Raw genomic sequence first — 20,028 nt, 5'->3', positions numbered from 1 at the left:
GTGAATTTAAAGGAGGATATACAATGGAAAAATTAATATCACATCAATTAGTAAATTATCTTGAGGAACGAGGCATCGAGCATATTTTTGGTTTGTGTGGTCATACAAACATAGCGGTACTAACAGCCTTAGAAGAAAGCAAAATTAAATTTATCAACGTTCGACACGAACAAATTGCAGCGCATGCAGCTGATGGCTATGCGCGTGTGACGAAAAAAGCAGCAGTAGTATTAAGTCACTTAGGTCCTGGCTTAACAAATGCTGCTACAGGTGTAGCTAATGCAGCGTTAGATTCAATTCCAATGGTTGTCATCGCTGGTGATGTTCCTACTCATTATTATGGAAAGCATCCGCATCAAGAGGTAAATTTACATGCTGATGCTTCGCAATATGAAATTTATCGTCCATTCGTTAAGCGTGCATGGAGAGTTGACCGTCCAGATTTATTTCCAGAAATATTAGAGAAAGCATTTTTACTAGCGGAAAGTGGAAATCCTGGCCCCGTATTAGTATCTGTACCTATGGATATCTTTTCAAAAAAGATCGATGTTTCTTTATTTGATCGATTGCATCGCCAAACGAAATCTTTGCAAAAACCTTCTATCGATGATGAAACGGCAAAGAGTATCGTACAAAAATTAATTAATGCCAAAAATCCAGTGTTATATGTAGGCGGAGGTATCCTATTAGCAGATGCAGCAAATGAATTAAAAGAGCTTGTGGATCACTTGAACATTCCGGTAGCCCACTCCTTGATGGGCAAAGGAGCACTTCCAGATGATCATGACTTGACTCTAGGAATGACTGGTTTTTGGGGCACGAAGTTTATTAATGAAAAGTGTCGGACTGCCGATTATATTTTAGCATTAGGAACAAGATTTGCAGAAGCAGATTCTAGCTCCTGGGAGCCGGAATATACGTTTGATTTTTCAAAAACAAAATTGATTCATATTGATATTGATCCTAGCGAGATAGGGCGTAATTATCCTGCCGAAATTGGTGCAGTAGCTGATTTAAAACAAGCTCTTAAAGTCTTAAATCGCGTAGCTAAACAGCTTATTCCGGAAGGAGTAAAAAATGAAGCATTAATCAAAGAGATTGCTTCTTATCGTGAAGAGTTTAAAGCTAGCAATGAAGAGTATATTCACGATAATTCATTCCCAATGCAGCCGCAGCGAATTTTAAATGAAGTTCGTGAAGTCCTGCCAAAAGATGCCTATATTACTACTGATGTAGGCTGGAATAAGAATGGGGTAGGACAGCAGTTTCCAATCTATGAAGCTGGAAGTATATTAACTCCAGGAGGCTTTGCCACAATGGGCTTTGGAGCGCCGGCAGCTTTAGGCGCAAAGGTAGCTCAGCCTGATAAAATAGTTGTTTCTCTAGTAGGAGACGGGGGGTTCGGCCAGAATCCAGCTGTGCTTGCTACGGCAGCCGAAGAGAATATTCCTGTGGTTTGGATCATTATGAACAACTTTGCGTTTGGTACGATCGCGGGACTGCAAAAAGCACACTTTGGAACCACTCTAGGCACGGTATTTGAAAAAGATGGAGAGGTATATTCTCCTGACTTTGCAAGTATCGCTAAAGCTTATGGAGTAGAAGGCATAAAAATTCAATCAGCTGAAGAGTTTAAACCGGCGCTTCAAAGAGCTGTTGCTTCTAATAAACCAGTTGTAATTGATGTAGCGATGTTAAACAATCCTGTACCAACATCAGGACATTGGAACATCATGGATATTTACTCACCGGATAAGAAAGTACACCATGTATCTGTTTAACAAGTATCGAACAAATGCTGAATTGAAAACGGAAACATTTAACTTTGATAAAAAGGAGCTGTTCCTATGTTAGAACGAGGAGAAGGAGCTCATTCTCCAGCTATTTGTACCCCTTTAGTAGGCAAAGATCGCAAAGAGCTTTTAACAGAGCTAGCGGAAATTTTATTAAAAAAACCGGATATAATTGAATGGCGCTTAGATTTTTACGAAGAAATTCAAGATATAAACAGCGTCCTTTCTGCAGCTAAAGATATATATGAAAATAGTGAGCGCACGCCTATTTTGCTTACTGTACGTTCTCAAAAAGAAGGGGGGCAGCCTATTTCCTTATCAGAAAAGGAAGTAGTAGCCATACTTGCAGAGGTATGTAAGCATCCATATGTAGCAATTATTGATTTTGAAGTATCAAATCAGCCGGATCATATCCGCTATTTACGTGAAGTTTCCAAGGAAAATAATAAGAAACTTGTGCTTTCTTATCATAGTTTTTCTTTTACGCCTCCTAAAGCGGAAATTTTTAAAAGCTTATTTTTAGCTGAATTTTACGGAGCAGATGCAGCAAAAGCAGCTGTCATGCCTCAGAACAATCAAGATGTTTTAACTTTATTGGAAGCTACAAGAGAGGCTGAAAAAGAGCTCACCATTCCTCTCATTACCATGTCGATGGGAGGACTAGGAGCTATTAGCCGGATTGTCGGGTGGATGTACGGATCTTCTGTTACTTTCGCTGTAGGGAAAAGCAGCTCAGCTCCTGGGCAAGTTCCAATTGATGAATTACGAAAAATAATTCAGTTAACAAAAAAAGTTACGGATCCTGAGAACTATCATTCCCATCAAATCGTTTCGATGTAAAATAAAAAGCACAAGAGCATGCTATGCTCTTGTGCTTTTTATTTATCCTTTAAATGCATGGAAAGATACACCCGAGTATCTTTTTTGCGGTCGTACTTTGGATTAGCGCTTCGCGTATATTCTTTTGACTGATGTTCTATATGGTAGTTCTGTTCAAACTGTTTGATTGCTTCATTAATTTCTTCTTGTGTTCCCATTAATCTTACTTGCAGCATTGTAATGTCTCCTTCCATACACTTTGCTTTTTGACTATATCATGAAATGAAAAAGAAGTAATTTTATTTTTGTTGACGAACCTGTATATACAGGTTAGAATAAAAACATAAAACTTGTATATACAGGTTTGTGGTGAGATTTATATGGGGGATAGGAAATACAGGAATAAAATGAAAACGGAAACAAGGGGGAAAAGACATGAATCGAGAATCTGTGGAGCGTATTGTAGAAGCCGTTGGCGGAAAAGAAAATATCTCTGCTGCAACGCATTGTGTAACGCGTCTTCGACTTGTTTTAAAAGATGAAGGTAAAGTCAATCAACGTATGCTAGATGAGCACGAATTGGTAAAAGGATCTTTTTCTACAAACGGCCAGTTTCAAGTTGTTATTGGTCAAGGCACAGTTGATAAAGTATATAAAGAAATGGTGGCGCTTACAGGGATAGGTGAACTGTCAAAAGAGGAAGTGAAAAACGAAGCGGCTAAAAACTTAAATCCGCTGCAGCGCGCAATAAAAACATTAGCTGACATTTTTATTCCCATTTTACCGGCCATCGTAACCGCGGGTTTATTGATGGGAATCAATAATGTACTAACAGGAGCCGGAATTTTTTACGATGATAAATCAATTGTAGATGTTCATACACAGTGGAAAGACTTCGCAAGCATGATTAATTTAATTGCCAATACGGCTTTTGCCTTTTTGCCAGCTCTTATTGGGTGGTCAGCTGTTACGCGTTTTGGAGGAAGCCCTTTATTTGGAATTGTCCTTGGGCTCATGCTTGTCCACCCTGATTTGCTAAATGCTTGGTCTTATGGAGAAGCATTAAAAAAAGGAAGTATCGATACGTGGAATTTATTTGGCCTGCATGTTGAGAAAGTCGGCTATCAAGGACAGGTTTTACCTGTGTTAGCTGCTTCGTTTGTACTAGCAAAAATCGAATTATTCTTAAGAAAACGAATACCGGATGGTTTTCAGCTTTTAATTGTAGCGCCTGTAGCTCTTTTAGTAACAGGGTTTCTTGCTTTTATTGTGATTGGTCCGATTACATTTGCAGTAGGAAATGTTATTACAGGTGCAGTTGTATGGCTGTTTAAAACGGCTCCATTTATTGGAGGGCTCGTATACGGAGGCTTATACGCTCCTCTTGTTATTACAGGCATGCACCATACATTTTTGGCCGTAGATTTACAGCTGATTGGAAGCGTAGGGAGTACGTTCTTATGGCCAATGGTAGCATTATCGAATATTGCACAGGGCTCTGCGGCTTTCGCGATAATGGTTCTTTCAAAAGATGATGAGAAATTAAAAGGATTATCTTTAACGTCAGGGGTTTCAGCGTGGCTTGGCATTACGGAACCTGCAATGTTTGGTGTGAATTTGCGTTTTAGATTTGCTTTTATTTCTGCAGTGATTGGTTCAGCTATTGCGGGTGTTGTCATATCTGTAGCCGGAGTGAAAGCAGCGTCGGTGGGAATTGGGGGTATACCAGCTCCGTTATCAATTGTTCCACAGAGCTGGCCGCCTTTTATTATTGGAATGGTAATCGTAATCGTTGTGCCGTTTCTTTTAACGTTAACGCTCGGAAAGCTTCAGAAAAAATCAACCGTTACATCAACTGTCGCGGCTACAGAATCGTTTCAACATAATCCAAAGAATTAAATGGTGGTGTTAAAAATGCAAGAACCTTGGTGGAAAAAATCGGTTGTCTATCAAATTTATCCTAAAAGCTTTTACGATACGACTGGCAACGGCGTGGGTGATATAGCTGGCATTATTGAAAAGCTAGATTATTTGAAAAAGCTCGGGGTAGACGTTGTGTGGCTAACGCCAATTTATAAATCGCCGCAGCGGGATAATGGATATGATATAAGTGATTATTTTGTTATTCAAGAAGAATACGGAACAATGGAGGACTTCGATCGTTTAGTAGCAGAAGCGCATAAGCGGGATCTTAAAATCATCATGGATATTGTCGTTAATCATACGTCAACTGAACATGAATGGTTTCAAGAAGCTAAAAAATCGAAAGATAACCCGTACAGAGATTTTTATATTTGGAAAGATCAAAAAGAAGATGGAAGTGCTCCGACGAACTGGGTTTCAAAATTCGGAGGATCCGCGTGGGAGCATGATAAACTCACAGAACAATCGTATCTGCATTTGTTTGATGTTACGCAAGCGGATTTGAACTGGGAAAATGAGCGTGTGCGCCGCAGCGTGTATGATATGATGACGTTTTGGTTTGAAAAAGGAGTAGATGGATTTCGTCTGGACGTGATTAACTTAATTTCAAAAGATCAGCGCTTTTTAGATGATGATGGTTCTATCGCGCCAGGAGATGGACGGAAATTTTATACCGACGGTCCTCGCGTTCACGAATATATGCGAGAAATGAATCAAGAAGTTTTTTCAAAATACGACAGCATGACCGTTGGGGAAATGTCGTCGACAACTGTTGACCACTGTATTCAATATTCTCATCCGGACCGGGGCGAGCTTAGCATGACGTTTAATTTTCATCATTTGAAAGTCGATTACCCAAACGGAGAAAAGTGGGCGTTAGCAGATTTTGATTTTATTAAATTAAAAGAGATTCTATCAACTTGGCAAACGGAGATGAATAAAGGAGGGGGATGGAATGCACTATTTTGGTGCAACCATGATCAGCCTCGCGTTGTTTCCCGCTATGGAAACGATGAACTCTATCATAATAAATCTGCCAAAATGCTCGCTGCAACGATTCATCTGATGCAGGGAACACCTTATATTTATCAAGGGGAAGAAATAGGTATGACAAACCCGAAGTTTTCTTCTATTGATGAATATAGAGATGTGGAGTCATTAAATGTGTATGAGATAAAACGTGCACAAGGAACGAACGAAACTGAAATTTTGGAGATTTTAAAACATAAATCAAGAGATAATTCCCGTACACCGGTGCAATGGAGCGATGAGCCAAATGCAGGTTTTACAAAAGGAAAGCCATGGATTAATCCGGCCGATAACTACCGTGAAATTAATGTAGAAAAAGCGTTAGATGATGAAGATTCAATTTTTTATTTTTATCAAAAGCTTATTGCACTGCGAAAGCAGTACGAGATTATCACCTATGGAAACTATGAATTGATTCTTGAAGAAGACGAGCAGATTTTTGCTTATATCCGAAATGGAGCAGATGAAAAGCTGTTGGTTATAAACAATTTCTACGGCAGCGAAACGACTTTTGAACTGCCAGAAAATCTGAATTTTGAAGCATATCATAGTGAAATATTGCTGTCTAACTACGAAGATTCATCAAAGGAATTCAAGCGAGTCTTACTTCGGCCGTATGAATCGATCGTGTATCATTTAAAAAAATAGAGAAAAAAGTAAAAAGAACGATGGGTGACAATCTATCGTTCTTTTTATACAATTGGGTATATATAGAAAGTAAAATAGGTGATGGCAATTGAAAGAAAATAAATTTATCAGCATTTACGAACAGCTAGTCGATAAAATTAAACGTGGTGACTGGCGTCCTAATACAAAACTTCCTTCTGAAAATGAGCTTGTTGAACAGTATCAAACGTCTCGTGAAACGATACGGAAAGCGTTAAATTTACTTTCACAAAATGGGTACATTCAAAAAATGAAAGGAAAAGGCTCATTTGTATTGGACGTATCACGCTTTGATTTTCCAGTATCAGGACTTGTTAGCTTCAAAGAAGTAGCGGAAAAGCTAGGACATACATCGACTACTATTGTAAAAGAGTTTGAATTAATTAAGGCCGATCAAGATCTGTGCACACAGCTTGGGGCGACGAAAAAAGATCTCATATGGAAAGTAGTTCGAGCGCGTGAAATCGATGGAGAAAAAATTATTTTAGATAAAGATTTTTTTCATAAAAAGTATGTTCCTCACCTCACAAAAGACATATGCAAAGGCTCTATTTATGAATACTTAGAAAAAGATCTTGGGCTGAAAATAAGCTTTGCCAAAAAAGAAATTTCCGTTGACGAGCTGACGGACGAAGATAAGTGTTACTTAGATTTAAAAGACTATGAACATATTGTGGTAGTAAGAAACTATGTGTATTTAGAAGATGCAAGCCTTTTTCAATATACGGAATCACGTCATCGTCTTGATAAGTTTCGTTTTGTGGATTTTGCTCGCAGAGGTATATAATGGTTCACTGCCCATGAGTTTTTCCTTTTTGTACATGTTCACAAAAAACTGCTTTGGTATAAAAAACAAAGCAGTTTTTTTATGGGAAAAATGGAAAAACGTGATCATTTTGACGATAAAATTTTAAAAAAGTTGAATTTTTCTTTGGAGTTTGTTTTAGTAGAACATAAGATTATTTTATATTTGTATAATGTTATCCATACAGGATAGGGATTTATTGTTCTTTTTTTATTAGATGTATAAGAAAATGTTATTTAAAAACAACAATTCCATTAGTAATTCTAATGGATGTATCTAACTACAGCATTAAAGGGAGCTGCTCAAACAATACTAAGTAAAAAGGAGGAGACGGAATGAGTCACGATTATCGACTTTATCCTCTTGGTGACAGCGGCATTGTCGTTTCATTTGGAGACGAAATTAATTTCGGTATACATAAACGTATTCAGCAATTTACTGAGGTGCTAGAGCAATCATTATGTAAGGGAATGATTGAATATGTGCCGGCTTTTGCAACAGTTACAATCTATTATGATCCTTGGATAATGAGTGAAAAAGGAAGAAGAAATCCTTACACAGCAATATCTACATATATTGAAGAACTGCTTTTCCGCCAGGAAGAAAAACCTGAAGCGGTCGCTAGACAAATTGAAATTCCGGTGTGTTACGGAGGAAAGTACGGCCCGGACTTAGAGAGAGTAGCCGCTTTTCATTCATTAACGCCTGATGAAGTTATCTCTATTCATACAAATGGAGAATATTTGGTGTATATGATAGGCTTTGCTCCTGGTTTTCCTTACTTGGGAGGGATGAGCGAAGAAATTGCGACTCCAAGAAAAGAATCACCGAGAAACAGCATCCCAAAAGGGTCAGTTGGCATCGCAGGAATGCAAACCGGCGTGTACCCAATTGAAACACCTGGAGGATGGCAGTTAATCGGGCGTACTCCTCTTACACTATTTAACCCAGAAAAAGACTCGCCAAGCTTACTTCAAGCAGGTGATCGTATCCGATTTGTTTCCATTTCTGAAACGGAATATGAAGCACAAAAGGAGGTGGATGAAGATGAGTATTAAAGTGATACGTCCTGGTTTATTAACAACGATTCAAGATATCGGCAGACATGGATATCAAAAGGACGGCATGATTGTCAGCGGGGCAATGGACAAAGTTGCTTTAAGGATTGCCAACTTATTAGTAGGAAATCAAGAAAACCAGCCGGTTATTGAAATTACGTTAATGGGACCCAAAATTGAATTTCAGCAAGATGCTTTGATTGCCCTGACAGGAGGGGATTTATCGCCAACTGTTAATGATGAAGCCGTAAAGATGTGGCGGCCTTTATATGTGAAAAAAGGGAGCGTGCTGCAGTTTGGTGTTCCGACTTTAGGGTGCCGTTCTTATTTATCGGTTTCCGGTGCTTTTAATGTTCCTGCAGTTATGGGAAGTACATCTACTTCACTTCGCGCTCGGATAGGCGGGCTGCACGGTAAAGCATTACAGTCAGGAGACGAAGTATTAAGCCATCCTCCTACAGAAATAGGGGAAGCAATTATAAAGAAACTGGTGAAAAAGCAAACGGACCGCTCTTTTCAGCAGGCTTTTTGGACGATTCATCCTAAACTTCTTCCTTCATACGAAACGCCTATTATCCGCACGATGAAAGGTGCGGAATTTGATTGGTTTACGAAAGAAAGTCAACAACATTTCTTTAATCAAGAATTTGACGTTACGCCGCAATCTGACCGAATGGGCTATAGGCTAAAAGGGAAGAAACTAGTCCTTGGTCAAGAAAAAGAGCTGCTTTCTAGCGCTGTGACGTTCGGTACAATTCAAGTACCAAAAGAAGGACACCCTATTGTTTTATTAGCAGATCATCAAACAACAGGGGGATATCCTAGAATCGGACAGGTAGCAACTGCAGATTTTTCAGCGCTGGCGCAAATTTCTCCAGGGAAAAAGGTTTCTTTTCAAGTAATTTCACTGGATGAAGCGCAGCATTTATATATGGAGCAGGAAAAGAAAATAAATCATATTAAAAGAGCACTTCGAATGAAAATATAAGGAGAGAAGAAGATGGCTACCGTTGATTTGAACTGTGACTTAGGGGAGAGCTTTGGGAACTATAAATTAGGAAATGATAAAGAAATTTTACGCTATGTAACGTCAGCAAACATTGCTTGTGGCTTTCATGCCGGAGATCCTTCGGTTATGAGAGAAACAGTAAAGCTGGCTTTGAGTGAAAATGTGGCGATTGGCGCGCACCCCGGATTGCAAGATTTAGCTGGATTTGGACGTAGATATATGAAAATTACGCCTCGAGAAGCTTATGATTTAATGGTGTATCAAATGGGGGCTCTTTCAGCTTTTATACGTGCAGAAGGAGGGACCCTTCATCATGTGAAACCTCATGGCGCTTTATATAATATGGCTGCAGGGGATCGAGACATAGCTAAAGCTATTGCTGAAGCTGTTTATAATGTTAGTCAGGAAGCTATTCTATATGGTTTGGCTGGAAGTGAATTGATTAAAGCTGGAAACGAAATGGGCTTGCGTACGTCTCAGGAAGTATTTGCAGATCGAACCTATCAACAGAACGGCATGCTGACGCCGAGAAACGTTGAAAACGCCGTGATTCAAGATGAAGAAGCGGCTATTGCTCAAGTAATTAAAATGGTCAAAGAAAAGAAAGTATTCACTGTGCAAAACGAAGAGATTTCCATTCAAGCAGATACCGTTTGTATTCATGGAGACGGTGCACATGCTGTTGAATTTGCCAAAGCTATTTGTGACAAGCTAAAAGAAGAACAAATCATTATTCAACCACAATGAGGTGACATCATGAAAAAAGAACGCAACTGGAGCGTGCTGCTCGGCGCAGCATTTTTAATGGCTACTTCAGCAGTGGGTCCAGGTTTTTTAACTCAAACAACGGTCTTTACACAAGCTCTCGCCGCAAGTTTCGGTTTTGTCATTTTACTGTCGATTTTATTAGACATTGGCGTTCAGCTAAACGTATGGCGTATTATTGCCGTTTCAGAAAAAAGAGCACAGGATATCGCTAACAGTGTTTTGCCAGGTCTCGGCTTATTTATTGCTATTTTAATTGTAATTGGAGGCTTAGCATTTAATATTGGAAACGTAGGAGGAGCGGGTCTTGGCTTTAATGCGCTATTTGGTATTTCTCCTAAAGCGGGTGCAGTCATTACAGCCATCATTTCTATCGCAATCTTTTTAGTCAAAGAAGCCGGAAAATTAATGGATCGATTTGCTCAATTAATGGGCGGAATATTAATTATTTTAATGGTGTATGTGGCTATTTCGTCCGCTCCCCCAGTAGGAGAAGCGGTATCTAAAACATTTTGGCCGGATCACATTGACGTAATGGCAATTGTGACTCTTGTAGGAGGAACGGTAGGAGGATATATTACATTTGCAGGAGGTCATCGTTTATTAGATGCAGGAATTAAAGGAAAAGCTGCGATTCCTGAAGTAACAAGGGGAGCAGTATCCGGTATTACGATTGCTTCCATCATTCGAATTTTTCTATTTTTAGCGACATTAGGTGTGTTGAGTCAAAGGTTAAAACTGAATCCTGATAATCCACCAGCCTCTGTTTTTCAGTTAGCCGCAGGGGATATTGGCTATAAATTATTCGGTGTCGTCATGGCAGCAGCGGCTATCACTTCAGTTATTGGTTCAGCATATACATCGGTTTCCTTTATTAAATCCTTCAGCAAAAGGATTGAGAAATATGAAAACTGGATTATCATTGCATTTATTACGATTTCAACCCTGGTTTTCTTGACGATTGGCCAGCCGGTCACTCTGCTTATTTTAGCTGGAGCATTAAATGGGTTAATCTTACCTATTACACTTGGAACAATGCTTATAGCGGCGTATAAAAAGAAGATAGTAGGCGATTACAAGCATCCGACTTGGCTTACCGTTTTTGGCGGTTTTGTGGTCGTTATTATGGCTGTACTAGGAGTCTATACGCTTGTGACTCAAATGGCAAAACTGTGGTAAGGAATTCTATAACCAATTAAAAAAGGGCCTTCTGGCCCTTTTTTAATTGGTTATAGGCAATACATATAAAATGATTGCTAAAAAGTGGAGTACGGTTCCGCCAAGAACAAACATATGCCAAATCATATGATGAAAACGAAATCCTCGCCATACGTAAAAAACGGCCCCGATTGTATACAACACGCCTCCAACTACGAGAAGGACAATTCCTTGATGGGCAATGTTTTGAGTTAACGAATCCCAAGCAAACACAATCATCCATCCCATAAATACGTAAAGAATGGTGGAAATAAAAAGGAATTTCTTCACAAAAAAAGCTTTGAATACAATTCCTGCAAGAGCGATGCCCCACACAATTCCAAAAAGTGTCCAGCCGGTGGTTCCTTTTACTGCGATAAATAAAAATGGAGTGTACGTACCGGCAATAAACAAATAAATAGAAGAGTGGTCAAATATCTCAAAAAGATCTTTTACCTTACCTTCCGGAAAACTATGGACAAGCGTAGAGGAGACATAGAGAAGCAGCATGGTTACTCCGTAAATAGTAAAACTGATAACATGCCAAGGCGTTCCTTCTAACGAAGAAAGTACGATTAAAAGCGTTAATCCAACAATGCTGAGTATGGCTCCAACGCCGTGTGTAATCGCATTTGCAATTTCTTCTCCTCTTGTAAATGTGTGTGTAGTAGCCATTTACAAAATCCTTTCTTTACACAAATTTATCTTCTATTTTCTCAGAGGTTCAGGTTTGAACATACCTGCTGAGAAAAAATCCGTAACTGTCAAAAACATGAGTGGAAAGTTCATTGATTATTTCTTTATTATAGACCATTCTTTTGATTTTATCTATTTTGACTGGAGGTTCGAAAAGAGGAAAGATGTATATGTGAATGTTCACTAGCTGTAAAAAGCATGTATAGAAGAAAAAAATGCTTTTTGAAAAAATGGCAGAAAAGTTGTCATGAAGGCATGATTTTGAAATACATATAAAATAAAACTTTTAACAGTCAAGGTTACGATTACTGCTTAGCTCATTTGCAATAGATAAGTAACAAGATTGTAAGAAGGCAGGGGGATGGAAGCAGTGAAAAAAGAAGTTATTTTTGATGAAACAGGCACATACAAATACTCTCTATTATGCAAATGGAGTGAAGTAAACGAACGTAAACTTACGTTTGTCTTGTCATTTCCAGAAAATACGTATGAATACAGCGACGATACAGCTATATCCAAATGTATAGAACTGGCGCAAAAGTGGGGATTTGGAGTCTTAGAAATCGTTTATTTATTCAGCTATCAAACCGATCATGTTTCGTTTTTACGCATGCTTTCAAAAGAAGAAGCTGTTGGAACAAGAACAGGTGAGTATATTCAAAAAGCAGTGGAAGATGCTGAACTGGTTGTGGTAGCTTGGGGTGATCATGGAAGCATTTATAACCGGCAAGAGGAAGTAGAACGCTTTTTGAAACACAAGCCGGTATACTGTTTTGGAAAAACGAAGCAGCAATTCCCTCGCCATATTTTATCCGTCGTGCACCGTACAGAATTACAGAAATACGAAGTGCCGGCTAACCGTGAAGAGTCAGAAGAAGTTTCTTCGTTTATTGAAGACATAGATCAAAGTTTTGGTGGAGAGGATTATTCTCCAATTAAACAACTAACAGAAGAAGAACCGCTTATGTTTATTGAAGACATTGCCAGTATGTATCGGTAAAAAGAAGAAGCGAGGTTTATATTCCTCGCTTTTTCGTTAGTATAAAACACCAAGTTTTGTCATATGGTTGTATCAAGAAGCGTGTGTGAAGGGGGAACTTTATGAAGTTGAATGAAGTGTTGCACCGCATCACAACTATTTATAATGAGTTAGAAGAAGAGTGCTTTCAATATATAGGGGCTGTGATCAACGAAAATGCAGAGCTGGATATTTCTCGTCTAGAAGAATTAAGTACGCTGTTAAACTTCGTATATGAATGCTCGCAGGATATATTAGTAGGTTCTATTTTAACAAAATTGGATTATGGACAACCCATTTATCAATTTGCTATGTTAAAGCCTATTTCTCTGGAAGGAAATGAAGATAAGTTAGATATTTTATATGAAGAAAAAGTAAAAGTAGAAAGAGCTATTCTAGATGTGTATACAGCTCAGCGAAAGAAGTTATTGACTCAAGCAGCTGAAGACTTAAAAGAACTGCACTACGAGCTGCAGACCTATGTATATGCTTGCAACATATAAGTGAATCTGTTGAACTGGCAAGGCATATATACAAATAAAAGGGAACATGTTAGGATAAATAAAAAGAACTCCTAATCAAAGAGTTCTTTTTATTGTAAAATATATGATTTTGAACTAGTAAAGCATAAAGACGGTGGTAATGGCAGTTACCCTTTTCTTTGTGCTTTTTTTATCCAATTGTGTTGATGATGCTGCTTACCGCGTTAAATAAGTTCATTAAAACGTCGTTGAACATGTTTGCAACCTCCTTTATGATAGATTTACATAGTAATACGAGAAAACATAAAGTTTGGATCACATTTTTTTAATGTTTTTTTAGAAAAATAGTTAAAAAAAGAGTTTAATGGAGGTTGAAGGAGATGAATTCGTTTACAAACGACGAAAAGCAAGCAGTATACAAAGCGATTTATGGAAGAAGAGATGTACGAACATTTTTGTCTGATGAGATTCCGAATGAAACGGTTTATAACATTCTACAGGCTGCTCACAGCGGACCTTCCGTCGGGTTTATGCAGCCTTGGAATTTTATATTAGTATCTGATACAGAAGTGAAAAATAAACTTGCCTGGGCAGCAGATAAAGAGAGAAGAGCACTGGCTATTCATTATGAAGGTGAAAAGAAAGAAGATTTTTTAGAGCTAAAGATTCAAGGATTAAAAGAAGCGCCGTTAACTATTTGCGTAACGTGTGATCCAACAAGAGGGGGCTCTCATGTTCTCGGAAGAAACTCAATTCCAGAAACCGATATGATGTCAACTGCGTGTGCGATTCAAAATATGTGGCTTGCTTCATATGCAGAAGGACTGGCAATGGGGTGGGTAAGTTTTTATAAGAAAAATGATGTACGTGACATTTTACATATTCCTCCTCATATTGATCCTGTAGCGCTCATGTCAATTGGCTATACAGATAAATATCCTGAGAAACCAATCTTAGAACAAGCAAACTGGGAAAAAAGAAGGGATTTAGACAAGCTAATTTATCATAATGTATGGGAAAATGAAAAAGAATAGCGAAGAGAAAATAAAGACATACTAAAAAGCGCCGAAATATAGTAAAATTTGAATATTAAATGATACACTATATATAGCGAAAGCGGATATGAGCGTCTAGCGTATCCGTTTTATTTATATGTATACAAATGACTTGGGAAAAAGAGAGATAGGAGAATTGAAGGTTTCATGAATATTGCAAGAAGTTGGCTTCACAACAAACTTACTGTTCGCATCATTACGCTTATTATCATTACAGTTTTACTTGTCAGCATTAGAAGTATGCTTCAGCTGCTGTTATTTACGTTTATTTTTACCTTTTTAATTGGTCGTCTTCAACAAACGTTAAGAAGAAAGCTTCCGCTTAATTCAACGCTTATACTCATCGTCATCTATATCGCACTGATTGGGGCCCTCGGTATTGTAGGATATGTATATATCCCGGTTATTATGACGCAAGTTACTGAGCTTGTACAGAAGCTGATGTATTTTTACAAACACCCCCCTGATAATACATTCGTCACCTATATTATCGATAATCTAAAGAGATTCAAATCACCAGAAAATATTCAGCAGAATATTGATTTAGTATACAGCTATTTATCTAATATTGGAAAAGTAAGTGCACAAGTTTTCTTAGCACTCTTGTTAAGCCTATTCTTTTTACTTGAAAAGTCGCGGATTCACCGATTATTTGTCCAACTGGAACAATCTAGGCTGGGCTGGTTTTTCAAAGAAGCTGGCTATTTGGGGAGAAAATTTGTTAATTCCTTCGGCAAGGTAATAGAAGTTCAGTTTATTATCGCTTTTGTGAACAGCATTTTGTCCGTTATTGCGCTGTGGGTGTTAGGGTTTCCTAATTTGCTTGCACTTGGCGTTATGGTCTTTCTACTAGGGCTAGTGCCGGTTCTTGGGGTATTTGTTTCACTCATTCCACTTTGTACAATCGCTTACAGTTTAGGAGGCGGTGTAAAAGTACTATCTGTGTTAATTATGGTGGTAGTACTTCACGCACTTGAAAGCTATGTATTAAATCCAAAGCTCATGTCATCTAAAACAAACTTGCCAACGTTCATTACGTTTATCATTTTAGTGTTTGGTGAACACTTCTTGGGCGTGTGGGGGCTGATTCTTGGTATTCCTATCTTTATTTTCTTTTTAGATCTAGTAGGAGTAGATTCAGCACAGCAGCTGTCAAAAAAAGAAACCTCCGTAGACTAGTCTGCAGAGGTTTCTTTTCTTAAGCAGCGTATCGTTTTTTGAATAGTAGGATGATCGCGATGCTTAAGTTTATAAGCAAGAAAGATCTGATTTTTTACCGCTAAATGTTCAAGTTCGATTTTTACTTTGCTTTCTCGAAGCGCTTCTTGAATTAAATAGCGGGGAAGCAGGCTGATTCCCATGTGATGCTGAATGGCTTTTAACACCGTTTGAAGATTTGGAATGACGTGATGAGGCTGAATTTCAGGTCGTTTTTTAAAATGCTGTCGCCAAAAACGTCTAATAATAGGAAGTTCAAGACCATAGCTAATCCACCGCTGGTTGTATAAAAAATCTTCTACGTCTTTACTAGCTGTCATTTCAAAAGAAGGAGGAACAGTTAAGACAAACTCTTCTTCTTCAATGACCGTATATTCAATTCCAGGTATTTGCAATCTTTGGGTTGTAATCGCAATATCAATTTCGTCGTTTTGAATCTTTTCAAGTAAAACAGAAGCAATACCAAACTGGCTGTAGCATCGGATACCTGCATCTTTTATTCTCTCTAAAGCTTGTTCGGTAAAATATTCTACGGGAGAACCAATTTTTACGACCGGCAGCGCGTTGGGAGATGAAGCGGTCATTTTTAATTCAATTGAAGCAGCTTCTAGACTTTCAATTAACGGGACAATACGCGTGTACAGTTCTTTACCTTTTTCTGTTGGAATCATCTTTCTCGGTGCACGGATAAATAAACCTTCGCCTATTTCAGCTTCTAAAGCAGCTAAGTGCTGACTCATGGCCGGCTGCGTTAAGATCCTCGCTCTGGCTGCTTCAGAAACGGATCGATATTTGTAAATGCTTATAAAGCTGCGATACCATTCAAAATCAATCATTTATGTCATCCTTTCTTATAAATTTATTTATGGTTATCTATTTATTTTCTAATTTGTATTATAGACAAGCTCTCTTTAAAATAAAAATAGTAAGCAAATCATTTTTAGATAAAATAATAATAGCAACGCTAGGCAAATGATTTAAAAAGGAGAGTTAGACTGTGAAAGCATTATTATTGCAAGATAAAAATAAATGGACAGAAATGAAAGTAGAAGAAATAGAAAAACCTCTTCCGAATAAAGGGGAAGTAGTAGTTGAAGTTCACGCAGTGGGACTTAATCCCGTAGATTATAAAACAGCTACTAACGGAAACCCTCATTGGACATATCCTCACATTCTAGGTTTAGATGTAGCTGGGACAATTGATGAAGTTGGAGAAGGAGTAGTTGATTGGAAAAAAGGAGACCGCGTCGTCTATCACGGGGACTTTATGAAAAAAGGCGGATATGCTGAATATGCGGTTACAACTGCTCATTCAATTTCGCGCATTCCTGATGCTGTTACATTTGAAGAAGCTGCTGCTTTGCCTACTGCAGGTTACACGGCGTATGAAGCACTATTTCGTAAACTTCCAATGAACCATATTCAAACCATCTTAATTCATGGAGGAGCTGGAGGCGTAGGGGGCTTTGGCGTGCAGCTTGCTAAAAACGCTGGAAAGACCGTTTTCTCAACAGCTTCAGCACATAATCATGAGTATGTAAAGTCGTTAGGAGCCGATTATGTAATTGATTATCGCGAGGAAAACGTCGCAGAAAAAGTATTGGAGCTGACAAATGGCCGCGGCGTAGATGCTGTGCTTGACACGGTGAGCGCAAAGAACGCAACAGACTCTTTAGATATGATTGCCTATAGAGGGCATTTAGCACATATTGCTGGTGCACCTGATTATACAAAAGTAAAGCCTTTTACAAAGGTGATTTCTTATCATGAAGTAGCTTTAAATGCTGCACACCACGTTGATGACATGATTGCGCAAGCGGATTTAGCAAAAATGGGCGATGAGCTTTTAGCATTGATAGCAGAGAAGAAAGTAGCTCCGATGATTGAGCGCATCATCTCGTTAAAAGAAGTGCCAAGTGCATTAGAAGAGCTTTCAAAACGCCATGTGAAAGGGAAAATCATTGCTAAAATTAAATAATAGCAAGACAGAAAAGACTCTTTTATTACAACTAATAAAAGAGTTTTTTTCTGCTATTTTCTTTTTTTGCGTTACTTCACTTATGAACTGCATATGATAGAAGATAATCAAATATGGCAAACGGGTGCGTATGAGCTTTTTTTACTAGTAAAATTGCTTTGAAATCGTGAAATTTTGAATAGTTTGAGTTATGATGAAAGAACGTGAAATTTGTATGATTGAAAGGAGAAAAAAGGTGCAAGGGTTTATTGATTTTGTACAAAATTTAGGCATAGTGGGCATCTTTATTGCTACAGCAATCGAAGCTGCGGCAATTCCTTTTCCGTGTACGTTATCGATTTTGCTCATTGGCTCGGTGCTGCAGCTTTCAATATGGAAAATCCTTATTGTTTCAGCTGTCAATACCGTTATTTATATCGCATTCAACTATATTCCGTTCGTTATGGGATACAGGTTTGAATCTATTACCAAGCGCTGGTTTGGTGAAAAAAATATAAAGCGTGCCCAAAAATGGTTTCATAAATATGGAAAATGGAGTATTACGATTTCTCGTCCCATCAGTATCGCAAACTATATAACCTATTTGGCAGGCCTGAGTAAAATCAAATCTAAGGACTTTGTTTTATACAGCACCTTAGGAATTTTTCCGTGGTTTGTTTTTTTGCTCTATGTAGGAGGACTTGGAGATATTGAAAAAATCCAAAAATATTTGCATGATGTAGATCGTTTAATATTTGTTATTCTTATAATCGGAGTGATAGTTGGTGCAGGCTGGTGGATGAAAAAGAGAAGAGAAAGCCACGCTCAAGAATAAAGCTATAATGATGGTTATAGCTTTATTTTAATATAAAGAAATTCTTTAAATAAAAAGATTTTTCTGAAAAATAATAAAAAAACATTTTTCCTTTTAAAAAAATGTGATACTATGATACATAAGGTCGCTAAGAATTGTCTTGGTTCATCCGGTGTTTACTGCAGTTATTTAATAAAAGAAGCCAGGTATAGGTAAAAGCTTTGTTTCTAGCAATGTTGAGAAATGCTGCCTTGTGAAGGGAGGTCAGACGTACAGTACGTGTCAAACGTGTGTTATTAAAACCATAAATTTGTAAGCGATTTCTTTCTTTTTACATGTGAGTAGAGCAGCTTTGGTTTTGAATGCGGCTTGTTACAGATTGGTTAAATAATGAGTATAGTTTAAAATTAGATCGATCTAATTATCCGTACTATATGAATGTGAAATGTGTTTGATCGTAAATGAAAATAAGCTTAAAAAGTACAGGTTAGGCACCACAAGTATTTCTGAAATTTTAATAAAACAGGAGGTAGAATCATGAAAAGTGTAGGGCGTATCAACGGCAAAACTCAGCTCATTGGCCTTTTAGCAACTCCAATTGGACATTCATTATCACCATCTATGCATAATATGGCCTTTAAGAAACTGGGATTAAATTATGCTTATTTAGCTTTTGAGGTAGGAAATGACTCGTTAGAAGATGCGATTAAAGGGCTGAGAGCGTTAAATATTAAAGGTTTTAATGTATCTATGCCCAATAAGACAAAAATTCTCCCGTTTCTTGATGAATTAGCAGACAGCGCCAAATTTTCAGGAGCTGTCAATACCGTCGTAAACGATAATGGCGTACTAGTTGGGCATAGCACAGACGGTATGGGCTACATTCGAAATTTAAAAGAGAACGGCGTGGAGATCACAGGGAAAAAAATGACGTTGGTCGGTTCGGGTGGAGCAGCGACGCCTATTGCTATTCAAGCGGCTTTAGAAGGACTTGAAGAATTAACAATTTTTGCTCGTCATGATGAATTTTATTCAAAAGCTGTAGAAAACGTAAAAATTATTAATGAAGAGATGAAACATGTTTCATGTAAAGCGAAGCTGTATTCTCTTGAGGATACAGACAGGTTAAGAGAAGAAATTAGAACGAGCGATATTTTGACAAATGGAACAGGAGTAGGAATGAAACCGTTAGAAGAATTCAGCATTATTGAAGATATATCAATGCTGCGTCCTGATTTAATTGTAACAGATGTCGTGTATATGCCTATGAAATCAAAACTGTTAGAACAAGCTGAATCAATTGGATGTCACACTGTTAATGGAATAGGAATGATGATCTGGCAAGGGGCCATGGCGTTTGAATTGTGGACAGGAAAAGAGATGCCTGTGGAGTATATTAAGCAACAAATGTTTGAACCGAGCTTACAGTATTAAAAACGCGTATTTTTTAACTTTGCTAGAAATTTGTATAAATGAAGGGACTATATCTTCTTTTCCTCTAGCACAATAAAAAAATGATTCTAGACGATTAATATATAAAAGATTTTGTTATATTAAAAAAGTATATATTTAAATTTTCTAAAAATTAAAAATATATATTGCGCAGAGAAATGTAATTCAGTATACTAAAACTCAAGTTTGAATTAATTTTACATTAGGCTGTGTCAAAAGACGACGCTTGGTAAAAAAAGGAAGGTGTTACAATGAGAAATTAAAAAAGCAGA

At 37.8% G+C, this 20,028-nt stretch carries 19 protein-coding genes; 16 read left to right on the top strand and 3 right to left on the bottom strand.

Annotation, left to right across the window (positions count from 1 at the left end; translation table 11 throughout):
• Positions 1–23: 23 nt before the first annotated feature.
• Both MMB68_RS16250 and aroD read left to right on the top strand, forming a co-directional pair.
• The gene (locus MMB68_RS16250) at positions 24–1,781 is read left to right on the top strand and encodes a thiamine pyrophosphate-binding protein (RefSeq protein WP_264408912.1); all 1,758 of its coding nucleotides are present in this window, start codon (positions 24–26) and stop codon (positions 1,779–1,781) included.
• A 66-nt stretch (positions 1,782–1,847) separates the two neighbouring features.
• Positions 1,848–2,633 (top strand): type I 3-dehydroquinate dehydratase, encoded by a 786-nt coding sequence (gene aroD, locus MMB68_RS16245; protein WP_277549190.1) that lies wholly within the window; start codon positions 1,848–1,850, stop codon positions 2,631–2,633.
• Positions 2,634–2,671: 38 nt separating this feature from the next.
• Here the strand turns inward: aroD and MMB68_RS16240 are convergent, their stop codons facing one another.
• Entirely contained in the window at positions 2,672–2,848 is a 177-nt protein-coding gene (locus tag MMB68_RS16240; protein ID WP_221783899.1) for a YvzF family protein, read from the bottom strand.
• A gap of 199 nt (positions 2,849–3,047) precedes the next feature.
• Here MMB68_RS16240 and treP point away from each other — a divergent pair, with 199 nt between their 5' ends.
• The 7 genes from treP (at position 3,048) to MMB68_RS16205 (ending at position 11,046) form a co-directional block, all read left to right on the top strand.
• Positions 3,048–4,511: a PTS system trehalose-specific EIIBC component gene (gene treP, locus MMB68_RS16235; protein WP_277549189.1), complete on the top strand. Its 1,464-nt coding sequence runs from the start codon at positions 3,048–3,050 to the stop codon at positions 4,509–4,511.
• 15 nt (positions 4,512–4,526) lie between these two features.
• On the top strand, positions 4,527–6,212 hold the full coding sequence (gene treC, locus MMB68_RS16230) for an alpha,alpha-phosphotrehalase (protein WP_277549188.1): 1,686 nt from the start codon (positions 4,527–4,529) through the stop codon (positions 6,210–6,212).
• Between the two features lie 88 nt (positions 6,213–6,300).
• The gene (gene treR / locus MMB68_RS16225) at positions 6,301–7,017 is read left to right on the top strand and encodes a trehalose operon repressor (protein ID WP_028412210.1); all 717 of its coding nucleotides are present in this window, start codon (positions 6,301–6,303) and stop codon (positions 7,015–7,017) included.
• 353 nt (positions 7,018–7,370) lie between these two features.
• A complete protein-coding gene (gene pxpB, locus MMB68_RS16220; protein WP_277549187.1) occupies positions 7,371–8,093 on the top strand; it encodes a 5-oxoprolinase subunit PxpB in 723 nt (240 codons plus the stop codon).
• Positions 8,083–9,081 (top strand): 5-oxoprolinase subunit C family protein, encoded by a 999-nt coding sequence (locus MMB68_RS16215; RefSeq protein WP_277448179.1) that lies wholly within the window; start codon positions 8,083–8,085, stop codon positions 9,079–9,081. The genes pxpB and MMB68_RS16215 overlap by 11 nt, the downstream gene beginning before the upstream one ends.
• A 12-nt stretch (positions 9,082–9,093) precedes the next feature.
• Positions 9,094–9,849, top strand: coding sequence for a LamB/YcsF family protein (locus MMB68_RS16210; protein WP_277448181.1), 756 nt, complete (start codon positions 9,094–9,096; stop codon positions 9,847–9,849).
• Positions 9,850–9,858: 9 nt separating this feature from the next.
• Positions 9,859–11,046 (top strand): NRAMP family divalent metal transporter, encoded by a 1,188-nt coding sequence (locus MMB68_RS16205; RefSeq protein ID WP_277549186.1) that lies wholly within the window; start codon positions 9,859–9,861, stop codon positions 11,044–11,046.
• A 42-nt stretch (positions 11,047–11,088) separates the two neighbouring features.
• Here MMB68_RS16205 and trhA read toward each other — a convergent pair whose 3' ends face one another.
• On the bottom strand, positions 11,089–11,739 hold the full coding sequence (gene trhA, locus MMB68_RS16200; RefSeq protein ID WP_221783913.1) for a PAQR family membrane homeostasis protein TrhA: 651 nt from the start codon (positions 11,737–11,739) through the stop codon (positions 11,089–11,091).
• 382 nt (positions 11,740–12,121) lie between these two features.
• Here trhA and MMB68_RS16195 point away from each other — a divergent pair, with 382 nt between their 5' ends.
• The 4 genes from MMB68_RS16195 to MMB68_RS16180 all read left to right on the top strand — a co-directional run bounded on the left by MMB68_RS16195 (position 12,122) and on the right by MMB68_RS16180 (position 15,494).
• Positions 12,122–12,760, top strand: a complete 639-nt coding sequence (locus MMB68_RS16195) for a DUF1643 domain-containing protein (RefSeq protein ID WP_223260294.1) — start codon at positions 12,122–12,124, stop codon at positions 12,758–12,760.
• A gap of 101 nt (positions 12,761–12,861) precedes the next feature.
• Entirely contained in the window at positions 12,862–13,281 is a 420-nt protein-coding gene (locus MMB68_RS16190) for a hypothetical protein (RefSeq protein ID WP_115653170.1), read from the top strand.
• 359 nt (positions 13,282–13,640) lie between these two features.
• Complete coding sequence (gene bluB / locus MMB68_RS16185; RefSeq protein WP_013055676.1) at positions 13,641–14,294, top strand: 5,6-dimethylbenzimidazole synthase; 654 nt, start codon at positions 13,641–13,643, stop codon at positions 14,292–14,294.
• Positions 14,295–14,462: 168 nt separating this feature from the next.
• Positions 14,463–15,494 (top strand): AI-2E family transporter, encoded by a 1,032-nt coding sequence (locus MMB68_RS16180; RefSeq protein WP_221783915.1) that lies wholly within the window; start codon positions 14,463–14,465, stop codon positions 15,492–15,494.
• On the opposite strand, the gene MMB68_RS16175 is transcribed toward MMB68_RS16180, so the two are convergent.
• Positions 15,491–16,369, bottom strand: a complete 879-nt coding sequence (locus MMB68_RS16175) for a LysR family transcriptional regulator (RefSeq protein ID WP_221783917.1) — start codon at positions 16,367–16,369, stop codon at positions 15,491–15,493. The genes MMB68_RS16180 and MMB68_RS16175 overlap by 4 nt on opposite strands.
• A 161-nt stretch (positions 16,370–16,530) precedes the next feature.
• Here MMB68_RS16175 and MMB68_RS16170 point away from each other — a divergent pair, with 161 nt between their 5' ends.
• The 3 genes from MMB68_RS16170 to MMB68_RS16160 all read left to right on the top strand — a co-directional run bounded on the left by MMB68_RS16170 (position 16,531) and on the right by MMB68_RS16160 (position 19,738).
• Positions 16,531–17,511: a zinc-binding dehydrogenase gene (locus tag MMB68_RS16170; protein ID WP_221783919.1), complete on the top strand. Its 981-nt coding sequence runs from the start codon at positions 16,531–16,533 to the stop codon at positions 17,509–17,511.
• A 235-nt stretch (positions 17,512–17,746) separates the two neighbouring features.
• Positions 17,747–18,325 carry a DedA family protein gene (locus tag MMB68_RS16165; RefSeq protein ID WP_232217043.1) on the top strand — a complete coding sequence of 193 codons (579 nt, stop codon included), beginning with the start codon at positions 17,747–17,749 and terminating at the stop codon, positions 18,323–18,325.
• A 516-nt stretch (positions 18,326–18,841) separates the two neighbouring features.
• A complete protein-coding gene (locus tag MMB68_RS16160; RefSeq protein ID WP_277549185.1) occupies positions 18,842–19,738 on the top strand; it encodes a shikimate dehydrogenase in 897 nt (298 codons plus the stop codon).
• Positions 19,739–20,028 lie beyond the last annotated feature (290 nt).

The sequence above is a fragment of the Priestia sp. Y58 genome (genome assembly GCF_029522095.1).
Lineage (GTDB): Bacteria > Bacillota > Bacilli > Bacillales > Bacillaceae_H > Priestia > Priestia megaterium_E.
This window is presented reverse-complemented; position numbering and strand designations above follow the sequence as displayed.